This is a genomic window from Chryseobacterium sp. SORGH_AS_0447 (assembly GCF_030818695.1).
In the GTDB taxonomy this organism is placed as follows: Bacteria; Bacteroidota; Bacteroidia; order Flavobacteriales; family Weeksellaceae; genus Chryseobacterium.
Map to the genome: position 1 here is coordinate 638,289 of NZ_JAUTAR010000001.1, position 13,457 is coordinate 651,745.

At 40.4% G+C, this 13,457-nt stretch carries 8 protein-coding genes and 1 riboswitch; of the genes, 6 read left to right on the plus strand and 2 right to left on the minus strand.

Annotated elements, in window-relative coordinates; translation table 11 throughout:
- The first annotated feature begins 158 nt into the window (after nt 1-158).
- The 3 genes from QE422_RS03115 (at nt 159) to QE422_RS03125 (ending at nt 7,313) form a co-directional block, all read left to right on the plus strand.
- The gene (locus QE422_RS03115; protein ID WP_307454985.1) at nt 159-2,999 is read left to right on the plus strand and encodes an alpha-amylase family glycosyl hydrolase; all 2,841 of its coding nucleotides are present in this window, start codon (nt 159-161) and stop codon (nt 2,997-2,999) included.
- 385 nt (nt 3,000-3,384) lie between these two features.
- Nucleotides 3,385-3,489: riboswitch (SAM riboswitch) on the plus strand.
- 98 nt (nt 3,490-3,587) lie between these two features.
- A complete protein-coding gene (locus tag QE422_RS03120; RefSeq protein WP_307454986.1) occupies nt 3,588-6,017 on the plus strand; it encodes a TonB-dependent siderophore receptor in 2,430 nt (809 codons plus the stop codon).
- Between the two features lie 3 nt (nt 6,018-6,020).
- Entirely contained in the window at nt 6,021-7,313 is a 1,293-nt protein-coding gene (locus tag QE422_RS03125; RefSeq protein WP_307454987.1) for an APC family permease, read from the plus strand.
- 231 nt (nt 7,314-7,544) lie between these two features.
- Here QE422_RS03125 and QE422_RS03130 read toward each other — a convergent pair whose 3' ends face one another.
- Nucleotides 7,545-7,889, minus strand: a complete 345-nt coding sequence (locus QE422_RS03130; protein ID WP_307454988.1) for a helix-turn-helix domain-containing protein — start codon at nt 7,887-7,889, stop codon at nt 7,545-7,547.
- A 93-nt stretch (nt 7,890-7,982) separates the two neighbouring features.
- Between QE422_RS03130 and QE422_RS03135 the strand changes: the two genes are divergently transcribed.
- Nucleotides 7,983-9,080 carry an L-dopachrome tautomerase-related protein gene (locus QE422_RS03135; protein ID WP_307454989.1) on the plus strand — a complete coding sequence of 366 codons (1,098 nt, stop codon included), beginning with the start codon at nt 7,983-7,985 and terminating at the stop codon, nt 9,078-9,080.
- A 197-nt stretch (nt 9,081-9,277) separates the two neighbouring features.
- On the opposite strand, the gene QE422_RS03140 is transcribed toward QE422_RS03135, so the two are convergent.
- Entirely contained in the window at nt 9,278-10,141 is an 864-nt protein-coding gene (locus QE422_RS03140) for a lamin tail domain-containing protein (RefSeq protein ID WP_307454990.1), read from the minus strand.
- A 454-nt stretch (nt 10,142-10,595) separates the two neighbouring features.
- Between QE422_RS03140 and prfA the strand changes: the two genes are divergently transcribed.
- Together prfA and QE422_RS03150 are read left to right on the plus strand one after the other, a co-directional pair.
- Nucleotides 10,596-11,681, plus strand: a complete 1,086-nt coding sequence (gene prfA, locus QE422_RS03145) for a peptide chain release factor 1 (protein WP_294285721.1) — start codon at nt 10,596-10,598, stop codon at nt 11,679-11,681.
- Between the two features lie 140 nt (nt 11,682-11,821).
- Nucleotides 11,822-13,357, plus strand: a complete 1,536-nt coding sequence (locus QE422_RS03150; RefSeq protein ID WP_307454991.1) for a T9SS type A sorting domain-containing protein — start codon at nt 11,822-11,824, stop codon at nt 13,355-13,357.
- Nucleotides 13,358-13,457 lie beyond the last annotated feature (100 nt).

The window sequence follows — 13,457 nt, forward strand, 5'->3', positions numbered from 1 at the left end:
TTGCTTTTTAATGATACTAGTATATTCAGTTTTTCCCTATAAGTTTGAGGGCCAATGCGTACTATTCCAATGGCTTAACGATTTTTTTTGATATAGAATGAAAAGGTGATGAAAAATAAATTATCTTTATTCAACTGTACTAAAAAATTAGAAACTATATGAGAAAGTTTTATTCAGGTCTTTTATTGCTGATGGTAGCCTTTGCGTTCGGCCAGATCAGTTATACCATTACACCGAATCCGTTCAATGAAACGAACGCGATTACCTTAACCGTCCCGGGAAATCAGATTGATGAAACAGCCTGGGGCGTTTCGAACAACGCCATTTACATCTGGTCCTGGTCGCTGGATACCAACTACCAGAACAGCCAAGACTGTCCTACCAACGGCAGCTGGAACAATTCCAACGAGGCCAACAGGCTCAGCTATAATGCAGCTACCGATACCTATTCCCTGTCTTTTACCCCCACCACTTTTTACGGGAGAACGGGCATCGGGAGGTTTGGCTTTTTATTAAAAGATAAAACGGGAGCTCACCAGACCTCACCGGATATCTACGTTAATGTCGGAATCTTAAACCTGACCATGACCAATCCTGCGGCAAACAGCTTAACATCCGTTCCGGTAGGGAATTCGATCAACGTTACGGCGACAACAAATGTAAACGCCACTTTCCAGCTGAAAGCCAACGGAATGGTGGTGAATTCTACATCAACACCTTCCACTTCCTATTCCTACAGTTACACCGTAACCCAGGATGCGAATATGGAACTTATTGCAACGGATGCCAATTCAACGGTAAAAAATGCAACATTCACGTTGCAGGTTCCGAGAAATGTGGTTTCACAGGCTATTCCGAGCTGGATCAGGCAGGGGATCAATTACAACCTTACCGATAATACAAAGGTTGGGCTGGCTTTGTATGCTCCATTTAAAAATTTCGTCCACGTGATCGGAAGTTTCAATAACTGGACGGTAAATGATGCGTATCTGATGAAGAGAGACACAACCAATCCGGATTTATACTGGATTGAGCTGAACGGTCTTACGCCACAGCAACTGTATACTTTCCAGTACAGGACCAATGATCTCAGAAAAGTGGCAGATCCTTATTCTCCGCAGATTTTATCTTCTTATGACGATCAGTATATTTCAGCTTCTACCTATCCGAATCTGCCGGCATTCCCTGCTGGGCAGGGCTTTGAAGTTTCTATGTTTAAAACCGGGCAGGCGTCGTATAACTGGCAGGTGACCAATTTCCAGCGTCCTTCCAAAGATAATCTGGTGGTTTATGAATTGTTATTGAGGGATTTTACGCAGGAAAAAAACTGGCAGTCACTGATCAATAAAATTACGTATTTAAAAGGATTAAATATCAACGCGATCGAGCTGATGCCGATCATGGAATTTGAAGGAAACCTGTCATGGGGTTACAATACTTCTTTCCATTACGCATTGGATAAAGCGTATGGGACGCCGGAAAAATTCAAGGAATTCGTAGATGTGTGCCACCAGAACGGAATCGCGGTCATTCTGGATGTTGCTTTCAATCATGCCACCGGGCGTTCACCATTAGCAAGACTTTGGAATATTGATCCGGATGGAGACGGCTACGGAGATATTGCAGCAAACAATCCTTACTTTAATCAGGTTCCTAAACATTCTTACAATGTATTTAATGATTTCAATCATACAAGTGCTTCAACTAAATATTACGTTGAAAGATGCCTTCAGCAATGGCTGACGGAATACCGCATCGACGGTTTCCGTTGGGATTTAACGAAAGGTTTTACCCAGAACTGCTCTGAAAATGATGAAACCTGTACCAATGCTTATCAGCAGGACCGGGTGGATATTTTAAAATATTATGCCGACCGGCAGTGGGCTATTGACCCGAACTCTTACATGATCTTTGAGCATCTGGGAACAGATTCGGAAGAGCAGCAGTGGGCCAATTACAGGATTGCCGAAGGAAAAGGCGTGATGATGTGGAACAACCAGAACGGGCCTTATAACCAGAATGCCATGGGCTATAAGGAAAACAGCAATTACGACAGAATGAACCATTCTCTTCACGGTTTTACCAATATGTCTGGCGTAGGTTATGGAGAGAGCCATGATGAGGAAAGGTTGATGTTCAAAAACCTGGCGTACGGCGCTGTGAACGGAAGCTATGATGTGAAAAACTTAAACACGGCATTGGAGAGAATGAAAACTTTCGGTGCGACATTCTTTACCATTCCGGGTCCGAAAATGATCTGGCAGTTTGGGGAGCTGGGTTATGAATTCAGCATCAACCGATGCCAGGACGGAACAATAAACAACGGATGCCGGACAGACCAGAAACCGATTGCGTTTGCATTGAATTACGATACGAATACCAACAGGAAGGCGGTTTACGATACCTGGGCGAAAATAATCAATTTCAGAAATCTGTATCCGGTTTTCAGATCAAAAACCTATACTATCGAATCCAACAACCTGTCCAACGATCCGAATGGGCTGATTACCCGAATTTACGTATATGATAATCTGTTGACATCAGGAATGAAAAACGTAGTGGTATTGGCAAACTACACGACGGCTGCTCAGAATGTGGTTCCATACTTTCCTTATACCGGGCAGTGGCAGAACCTGATGGATAACTCTGTGATCAACGTAACATCCACAACGGCTCCGATAAACCTTCAGCCGGGCGAGTTCAGGATCCTTGGAAATTATACAACCAATTTATCCACCACCGATGTAAACGCCGAAAACAAGCTTTCTCTTCAGATTGCGGATAACCCGGTGAGAAACGGTCTGGCTAAATTAATTTATCATAAAGCGAAGAATGGGGAAATCTCCATCTACGATATAAGCGGTAGAAAAATGGATTTATTCAAGCTTACCGGTGACAACGGAACCTATGAACTGAAAACAAATTATCCTGCTGGAACCTATCTTGTTCATTTAAAATCAGATACGGGCGTAGCTGTTCAGAAAATGATTGTGAAATAGCTTGTGGATAAGTCTGTAAGTTAATCCGAAAGGAGGTTGCGAAAGTGACCTCCTTTTTGTTTATCCATACTTTATCCCCTGTAAAAGCTATGGTTATCCATGCGGTATTAACGTCTTTTCCATAGGTTTTCCACATCTTTTTCCGCAAAAGAATTTGGGGTTATCCATGTCTTATTAATAGCGTATTCATATGTTATCCATATTTTATTCACAACGGTTAAGATTTTTATTCATATTATTTCCATGCTTACTCATATCGAATCCACAGCTTCCTAAGATGAAATTAACAGGTTATCCACAACTTATTCACAAATGAAAAATTGATAGAAATCAGTAAAAATCATTTAGTTTTTGCTGTTTGAATTTATTAGTCTACCTTTGCGGTAGATTATCAAGAAAGGTGGAGGGATTTGGCCCTGGGAAACCTTAGCAACCTGCATTTCGTTGATGTAAAGGTGCTAATTCCAACCCGGATGGGGGAAGATAAGTGAGTTAATATTCTGTATTATTCCAGCTTCTTGAATGTCTTTTGGAGTTTGTGTTTTTCACAGACGGTTATTAATTATTTTTAAAAGATTATTGTAGAGAATGAAGAAGCTCAGCGCAAGTATACTGCTATTAACGGTTGGATTTTTATCGGCACAGGAACAGGAGCAGGAAAAAAAGATTGAAGATGTTGTTATCGTAGGGAGCAGGAATGCCAGGAGAACCAAACTGGAAACGCCCGCTCCGGTAGACATCATTAACATCGAAAAAATACAAAAATCTTCACCCCAGATTACGGTTCAGGATCTGTTGAATTATGTGATTCCGTCTTTCAACGCAGTTCGCCAGTCGGCTTCGGACGGTACCGAACACATCGATCCCGTAACGCTGAGGGGAATGGGTCCGGATCAGGTCCTGGTTTTGGTAAATGGAAAAAGACGGCATACTACCTCTTTGGTAAATTATCAGAATACGGTGGGGAATGGTTCTGTAGGAACCGATTTAAGCACGATTCCCATTATTGCGATCGACAGGATCGAGGTGTTGAGAGATGGTGCTGCCGCACAATACGGCTCTGACGCAATTGCCGGGGTAGTTAACATTATTCTTAAAAAAGATTTAGGAGGAACGGGAAGCCTTACTTACGGGATTTCCGGTCGTAATGATGGGGAAACATACCAGGCAGGCGCAAATTATGGAACTTCGCTGGGGAAAAAAGACGGCTACATCAGCTTGTCCCTCCAGTTGAACCATAGGGGAAAGACAACGAGAACGCAAAATCATAACCTTGATATTTTCGGAGATAATTTTGCTTACGATTTTGCGGCCGATCCTGCTGCTGCAAGGGCTGCGGATGATGCAGTTATTCAGCAGAGGGGATTAACCCGCGACGATTTCAATTTTCAGATCGGGGATGCTAAGATCAGGCAGGCTCAGATGTTTTTTAATTCCGAATATCCTTTTAATGATCATCTCAAGCTTTATTCTTTCGGAGGATTCAGTATTAAAGAAGGGCAGGGCTTTGGTTTCAGAAGGTTGCCTAGCGAAACTTCAAACAATGTATATTCTATTTATCCAAACGGTTTTCAGCCGGTTCTGGGATCAAAAGTATACGATATTTCTTATGCGGTTGGAACGAAGTACAATAAAAATGACTGGTTTTTTGATCTCAGCAATACGTTCGGAAGCAATACGTTTAATTATGATGTAAGCCATACGGTGAATGCTTCTTTAGGAGCAAATTCTCCCACCAGTTTTTATGCGGGGGCACACAGCTTTCTTCAGAATACAGTCAATCTGGATATTTCAAAAAATATTAAAAACTTCAACGTGGCCTTCGGGGGTGAATTCAGGTTTGAGCAGTACGATATTAAATCCGGAGAGGAGGCGTCTTATCTGAGATACGATATTTATGGCAACCCTGTGACTGCTAATACAGATCCGAATACGGTATCCGGAGCTGGAGGATCCCAGTCATTTATAGGGTTTTCTCCACAGAATGCATTATCAAAATCAAGGCATTCCGTAGCAGCTTATGCGGATCTTTCTTATGATCTGGATAAAAAGCTGAATGTAGACCTGGCCGGAAGATTCGAAAATTATTCGGATTTTGGAAGTACCCTGAATGGAAAGCTGGCGGTGAGGTATGAATTTGTTAAAAATTATGCCATCCGTGCAGCGGTTGGAACAGGCTTCCGGGCACCTTCGCTTCAGCAGCAGTATTTTAATAATTCCTATGCGGATATTTCCACAACCGGAAATTCAATCGTTACCAAAGGCATCTTCAATAATGACAGTGAGGCAGCAAGAGCACTTGGCTTCGACCGGTTAAAGCAGGAAACTTCTGTGAATGGAAGTGCCGGATTCACCTTGAGGCCGGTCAGCCGACTTTTGATTACTCTGGACGGATATCTCATAAAAGTAAAAGACCGGATTGTGATCACGAGTAATATTACTGATGACCGGCTGGCGGTTTACGGGGTCGAAAGCGGGAGGTTTTTTGCCAATGCTATTGATACGGAAACCAAAGGGGTTGATTTGGTGGTTGCTTATGACTGGAGGCTGGGAGGCGGTAATCTGAACATCAACCTGGCCGGAAATTATACCGAAACAAAAATTACGGATTTCCATTTTCCGGAAAATTTGCAGACTCCGCAGAATGAATTTTTCGGCCCCGATCAGATCAACATTATCGAAAGCCTGTCCCCGAAAACAAAAGCAACCTTGGGGCTAAACTACGGCATCGGGAAATTTAATTTTCTGGTGAGAAATACGTACTTCGGAAAAGTAATACGGGACGGTTATCCTTTCGGCGGCGTACAGGAGTTTGCCCCAAAAGTTGTAACGGATGTGAGTGTGGGCTATGATTTTACAAAAAACATCAACTTAACTGTGGGGGCCAACAATGTTTTTGATGTTTTCCCGGATCTTCAGATTTATGAAAATTCATACTACGGGGTTTTCAAATATGCTCCGGTCCAGATGGGAACATTTGGCAATTATTTCTTCGGAAGGCTTAATTTTACATTTTAATTAATGGATTCTACCTCACATCAGATCGGCTGGAAAACGGCAGTGGCCATTGTGGTTTCAAACATGATCGGCACCGGTATTTTTACCACGCTGGGTTTTCAGCTTACCGATATTACCAATACGTACAGCATCTTGCTCCTTTGGGTGATCGGAGGAATTCTGGCGTTGTTCGGTGCTTTTTGCTACGCCGAGCTGGGCTCGCATTTCAAAGGAAACGGCGGGGATTTCATCTACCTGAAAGAAACCTATCACCCGCTTTTGGGCTATCTGGTAAGCTGGATTTCCCTGATCATCGGGTTTTCTTCTCCGGTAGCCCTCGCGGCGCTGGCGATGTCAAAGTACCTTTCTGCTTTTGATTTCTCTTTCGGGAACGGTTTTGCGATCGGAATTATTTTTCTGGTTTCGCTGTTCTTGTCATTCAGTTTAAAGGCTTCAAGCCGGTTCCATAACTTTTTTACATTGATTAAAGTTGCCTTTATTGTTGTTTTAATTATTCTTGGGGTCGTGCTTTCAGGATCCGGGGCAATAGGTAACAGCCTTGTCTTTGATGACTCCTGGCGGGATGAAATCATGCTGCCTGCTTTTGCCACCTCGCTGGTTTTTGTGACCTATTCATACACCGGCTGGAATTCGGCATCTTATATTGCGGGTGAAATTAAGGAAGTGGATAAAAACCTTCCCAAATCACTGATTGTAGGAACGGTTTTCGTAACGGTTTGCTACCTTCTGGTGAATTTCATTATGCTGAAACATGCGCCGGTGAGCCAGCTGGCCGGTAAAGAAGATGTAATGGGAGAAGCGGCGAATAATATGCTGGGGCATACTTTCGGTAGAGTCGTGAATGTCTTCATCGCCTTACAGCTGGTAGCGACAATCAGCGGATATCTCTGGGTAGGATCCAGGCTGACGCAGGCTTTTGCAAAAGAAAACCGGTTATGGAAATCTTTATCCGTCGGTAACCGCAAAGGAATTCCGGTCCGCGCTGTTTTTGCCCATGCTGTAATTGCCACGCTCATTATTCTGACCGGAAGTTTTAAAGAAATCTTTGTGTACACGGCTTTTATTCTCCAGCTGTTTGCAAGTCTGGCAATCTCTACGGCTTATTTCATTAAAAAAGATCAGAGAAGAATATTCAAATCGAATCTGTTTTATGTTTTTCCTACGGTTTTCCTGCTGTTCAGTGTATATATCTTGTACTTTACCTTCATCCACAACCCGAAAGAAAGCATCATCGGCCTTGGCATTGTAGCCCTTGGGATTATTTTGTACTGGGTAGACAAGCGATTGACTAAATGACTTATATACTCCTTTACAAATTCTGATGCCGGAATTGCGACATTCATCGGAGGCGGAAAAATGATACCGGATTCCCGTAGACATCCGGAATAAAAGCTTCCTTCCATGTTGTAAGGGAATTTCTGAATAACAAGATAAACAATAAAGACCTTCCGGATCGATCAGAAGGTCTTATTTTTATTGGAATTTCTGTTTTACAACCATTGCGTTTCCGTTATGATCTGTCAAGGATTATAGAATCGCTATTTTCTCATTTTTATTCGCTGTTTCTTTTCCCCATTGGTCAATGGCTTTGAGTAGCGGAATAAGAGTTTTCCCGAATTCAGTTAGTTCATAATCTACCTTCAACGGAGGTTTGCTGGTGTATACGGTGCGTGTAATCAGGCCGTCTGCTTCCAGTTCTTTCAGCTGCAGGCTTAAGGTTCTTTCGGTAATAAGCATGCATTCTTTTCTCAGTTCGCTGTATCTCTTTTTTTTGATTAAATGGATAAGTATTACCGCTTTCCACTTTCCGCCTATGTATTTCATGGTAAGGCTGGTGCTGCATGGGTACTGTTTGTTATCTATACTGTACATCTGTTACTATCAATTTATGCCGTTATTGCAAAGGTAATGTACTATACTTAGTTTTGCAACTATAAAAATGTTTGTAAAAAATTATAATAAAATATGAATAAATGTATTTTGGCAATGGGCTTACTGATAGGAATATATACCTATTCGCAAAAGGTCAGTCATAAAATCTTTGCAGAAGTTGATCAGGCGGTAGGAAATATTGCTTTTACCCACCAGGGAAATTTGGTATACAGTCATCATCCCTTCTTTAATCCTTCTTACCGTGTGGTATCGTATAATGCGGAAACAAAAACGACCCAGCCCTTTCCCAATAAAGAATGGAATACTCCCAGAGAAACCGATGATCATTATTTGAGTAATGTTTTAGGGATCCGCAATGATGAAAACGGGATTGTCTGGATGCTCGATATGGGTCAGCGTAACCCTGTAACGCCTAAAATCGTAGGTTGGAATACGGTTGCCGATAAACTTGAAAGGATCTATTATTTACCGGAAACTTCAGTTGTCCACGAATCTCAGCCCAATGATCTGATTGTAGATACCAGGCATGGGGTATTTGTAATTGCTGATGAAGGCATTGGAAACAGCGGCGATGGGAGTAAGGCTGCCTTAATTATTGTTGATATGAAAACAGGCAAAACAAGAAGGGTATTGCAGGGCTCCGGAACTACCGTGCCTGAAAACAGACCCACTGTCATCAACGGGAAACCGCTTTCGGTAAATGGTAAAAATCTTTTGGTCGGCTGTGACGGCATAACGGCAGACCGGAACTTTGAATGGCTGTATTATGCACCGTTAAACGGGAGTAAACTGTACCGTGTAAAGCTGGACGATTTGTTAAATGAAAATCTTTCTGAAAGAAAATTGTCCGAAAGAGTAGAAACCTATTCGGAAAAGCCCAACAACGGAGGATTGAGCATAGACCAAAACGGGAATATATATTTAACTGCGATGGAAAGCAATAGTGTGGCGGTAATCCTGGCAAAAGACCGAAGTGTCCATTCTGTTTTCAGTGATAACAAATTATTGTGGCCGGATGGGGTAAGCTATAATATGAATGATGGATATATGTATGTTTCAGCGGCGCAGGTGCATTTGGGTGCCTCTTTTAATCAGGGAAATAATAAGGCAAAGGCTCCATATTATATTTTCAGGTTTAAACCTCTGGCAAAAGGAGTTCCGTATAGGTAAAAGTAATCTTATACTTCGATCTGAACGGATGAATATTTTATTTAAATATTACGGCCTGGCTTAATCAAAAAATTTTGTAAGCTTCTTATATGATGCAAAAATTAATTGTAAAAATAAAAGTCAGGAAACCATAACGGATTAAAAAAAAACAAGACCAGCTGACGAGCGTCAGCTGGTTTTACCATAAATATTTAAAATCAGTCTTTCAGGATCTTTTGGGAAACTGCTTTATTGTTGATGACTCCTGTAACGATATAACTTCCTTTTTGCAGTTCTGCAATATTAAGGGTATCATTGTTATTTAGCGGATTGGTCTTGATCAGCTGTCCTGTAGAAGTGTAAACTTTCACATCTTTCACATCCTTTTGGAAAATAATTTCATTGTTTTTCACCAGTGTATTTTTGATGAAATTGCCGGAGGTGGAAATCGACTGAATATCACTTACGGCCAAAGTGCTTGCTGATGACTGAGGGGTCGGTAATGTCGAGGTGAAATCGACGAAATTGCTGTTGGTGTCACCACTTGTTCTGCTGATTGAATTCAAAATTGTAGGTGACGGGGCTGCTGCGGACCCTTCATACTGGTCAGCCAGCCCATAGCCTACAAAATCTAAAACATTGGAGGCTGTTGGTCCGGTAACCAGCGTAGCATTGCTTGCCAGAGCTACTTTACCCGAGGTAAGGGCAAGACCTGCCCCGACATTCACATTAGTAGAACCATTAAACCCTAAAACAACATTAACAATAAGATTGGGGTTAACCAAATTGATAAGGCCGCCCAGATTTTCACCACCCTGCTGGATTAGATACGTTTGTCCGGGACTAAGGGAAATTGACGGAATATTGTAATACTGGGTAAAGTTACCGTTGGCTGGACCGTACTGTAATGTAGCGCCGCTCAGGGAGGCTGTAGCAGTTCCAATGTTTTTCAATTCGATGAAATCATTCGTGATGGCTGCGCCTAAAACACCACCACCTGTGTAGATTTCATTAATAACAATCTGTGCATTAGAAAATGCTGTCATCGAGACAAGCCCGACAATAGTAAATACTTTTTTCATAATATTTTATATTTGGTTGATTGGTGTAAATTTGTGCAAAATTAATACCAATTATTTAATTATATACCACATTTATTGCGAATTTCATATTATCGAGTTTGTGGTTTTTTTCCCTAATTAGTTAAGTGTGGTATTTTGATAATCAGCAACTGGGATGGCATTAAAGGCGGTGATTCGTGTTAGATTATCTATTTTAAGGACTTCAGAGATTTTACATTAAAACAATTTTATTCTGAACCGCTTATAAATAATATATACCAAGCTGAACTTCGTACGGCTTAAATTAGTTTTTCTTTTTAGCCTTCCGATTCCGGATCCTGATTTTCGAGTTCTTTTGTTGGGTTAAGCCCAATCTTTGATTTCAAGACAAACCTCCGCTTCATACAGAATGACAAACTATTAGTTTTAAAATTGAATTAATAATCCTTATCTTTGCACCCACAAAATTTTCATAATGGCTAAATCATTAATTCCAAAATTAGAAGCTATAAAACAGAGATATAATGAGGTGGCCGACCTTATTATACAGCCTGATGTAATTTCAGACCAAAAAAGATATTCTTCTTTGAACAAAGAATATAGCGATTTGGGGAAAATTGTAAGAGTTTACGATCAATATAAAGGGGCGTTGGATACGATTGAAGAATCCGACGAAATCATTGCTGACGGATCCGACAAAGAGTTCGTGGAGCTGGCAAAAATCGAGAAAAACGAAGCATTGGAAAAAATTCCGGGACTGGAAGAAGAACTGAAAGTATTATTGATTCCGAAAGATCCTGCAGACGATAAAAACGTAATCGTGGAACTTCGTGCCGGGACCGGAGGAGACGAAGCGGCGATTTTCGTAGAAGATATTTACAGAATGTACTCTATGTATTTCAAAACGAAAGGCTGGAGACATGAGGTAACCGATTCCAATGAAGCAGCCAAAGGCTACAAAGAATTGATCATGAAGGTGGAAGGCGAAGGCGTTTACGGAATCATGAAATTCGAATCGGGTGTTCACCGGGTACAGCGTGTTCCTGAAACCGAATCCCAGGGCAGGGTGCATACATCGGCCATTACGGTAGCAGTTCTTCCGGAAGCCGAAGAAGTGGATTTTGAACTGAATCCGGCGGATATCGAAATGCAGACTTCCAGATCAGGAGGAGCCGGAGGTCAGAACGTAAACAAGGTGGAGACCAAAGTTCAGCTGACACATAAACCTTCAGGATTGGTGGTTGTCTGCCAGCAGGCCCGTTCGCAGCTGGCCAACCGGGAATTGGCGATGGAAATGCTGAGGACCAAATTATACGATATCGAACTTCAAAAGGTGCAGGGGGATATTGCTGCCCAGCGTAAATCGATGGTTTCTACAGGAGACCGTTCTGCGAAGATCAAAACCTACAATTATCCGCAGGGAAGGGTAACGGATCACAGAATCAACAAATCCATGTACAATCTCGATGCCTATATGAACGGCGATATCTCTGAAATGATCGATGCCGTCATCATGGCGGAAAATGCCGAAAAAATGAAAGGCGAAGAAGAAAATTTATAAAATCTTTATCATAAAATCTTTAGAAAGTCTCCGGAATCCGGGGGCTTTTTTATAATCTTGAATTACGAACGGTTATATTTTTAATAATTTTATTAAAATCAATTTTTTAAATTAAAACATAATTAAAAAAACTATAAAACATGAAAAAATTCTATTTTTTACTACTATTAATGACAGCGCATTGCATTACTGCGCAGACCTTTAATCTAGATGCATCATTCGGTAATGGTGGATATACAAAAGTATATAGTACTTCATTGTCAGATATGGTGATGCTTCCAGATGGGCAATTTATGACCGCAAATTCTTCAGGCTATAATATTGACATTAAAAAAGTGAATCAGAATGGAATCATTGATGCAGTCTTCGGAACAAAAACAATTAGTATCGATAACGTTTTTGGTTATCAAAATGAATCAGTGAAAAAAATGGTTCTTTATAATGATAAGATCCTTATTATAGGAAAGGTAAATGCCAATGCAAATTACAGCTTGAATGATATGTTTATTACAAGAATTAATTTAGATGGTAGTTTAGATACGAGTTTCGGTACCAATGGTTTCACGACTGTACCTTTAGGACAAAATGGAACCACACAAGATATCGTTATTGATGCTAATGGAAACAACTATATTCTTGGGTATAATATGGGGAATTTTATGGTGAAAATTAATGCCAACGGAGTTAAAGACAATTCTTTCGGTACAAATGGTATTTTAGCACTAAGTTCTTTTAATGCAAGAAAATTATATCTTCAGAATGATGGAAAATTTTTGCTGACAGGTTCAAAAGAGAATGTATCCAATAATATGCTAGAATCTTATCTTGAAAGAAGACTGCCGAATGGAACTTATGACTTGGGATTTGGTAACAACGGAATCGTTATTATGCCAAATACTTCGGATACTGTAGTGAATAATTTTGAGTATGATTATTCAAATAACTCTATTTTGATTTTACATACTGCATATGATGGAGTTGATGGTGTATTTTTATCTAAAATTAAAATCTCTGATGGCTCGCTTATTACAGGCTTTTCTAATGGAGGGATGACTCCAAAGTATGCATTTACAAATGTTAATAGATTAAATATGAAACAGATTGCCGTTCTGCCAAATTCTAAAATACTAGTTATAGGTAATGCAAGTAATCTCTTGGTAGGAAATATCAACACCCGATTACTTTTGATGAGATTTAATTCTAATGGAACCATCGATTATTCAACTTCAAGCAACGGTAATCAGATATTTAATACAACACCACCGTCAACAGCATTAATGGCAGAGAATATTCAAAGGTTGTTTCTTCTGAATGATGGTTCGCTTGTTCTCGGTTATTCTGGGAGTAGTGGCGGTGCGGGATTTGGTTATTCAGCGTATTTAACTAAGTTCAATGGTGCTTATTTGGGTATAAATGATAATACTTTGGGTGCCGATCAAAATTCATTGATACTTTATCCAAATCCTGCACAAGATAATTTTATAATTCAAAATTCAAAATCCTCGAACGATAATTTTACCTACAAAATAGTGGATGTATCCGGGAAAATAGTTCAGAAAGGATATTCAAAATTTAATGATTCGGTAAATATTCAAAGTTTACAAAAAGGAAATTATATCATTCAGATTGAAACTAAAAAAGGTAGTAGAAATTCAGTCAAATTGATAAAGAATTAAAAAATCTTTAGAAAGCCTCCGGAATCCGGGGGCTTTTTTTTATGATTTTAAAACACGGGAAACAACAGTGATGATGCTTATCGCATGTATACTATGGATT

Bases quoted from the DNA above. Each gene is read 5' to 3' on its own strand.
- prfA (WP_294285721.1), top strand. From the start codon at position 10,596: ATGGCTAAATCATTAATTCCAAAATTAGAAGCTATAAAACAGAGATAT.
- QE422_RS03120 (WP_307454986.1), top strand. From the start codon at position 3,588: ATGAAGAAGCTCAGCGCAAGTATACTGCTATTAACGGTTGGATTTTTA.
- QE422_RS03140 (WP_307454990.1), bottom strand. From the start codon at position 10,141: ATGAAAAAAGTATTTACTATTGTCGGGCTTGTCTCGATGACAGCATTT.
- QE422_RS03115 (WP_307454985.1), top strand. From the start codon at position 159: ATGAGAAAGTTTTATTCAGGTCTTTTATTGCTGATGGTAGCCTTTGCG.
- QE422_RS03130 (WP_307454988.1), bottom strand. From the start codon at position 7,889: ATGTACAGTATAGATAACAAACAGTACCCATGCAGCACCAGCCTTACC.
- QE422_RS03135 (WP_307454989.1), top strand. From the start codon at position 7,983: ATGAATAAATGTATTTTGGCAATGGGCTTACTGATAGGAATATATACC.
- QE422_RS03125 (WP_307454987.1), top strand. From the start codon at position 6,021: ATGGATTCTACCTCACATCAGATCGGCTGGAAAACGGCAGTGGCCATT.
- QE422_RS03150 (WP_307454991.1), top strand. From the start codon at position 11,822: ATGAAAAAATTCTATTTTTTACTACTATTAATGACAGCGCATTGCATT.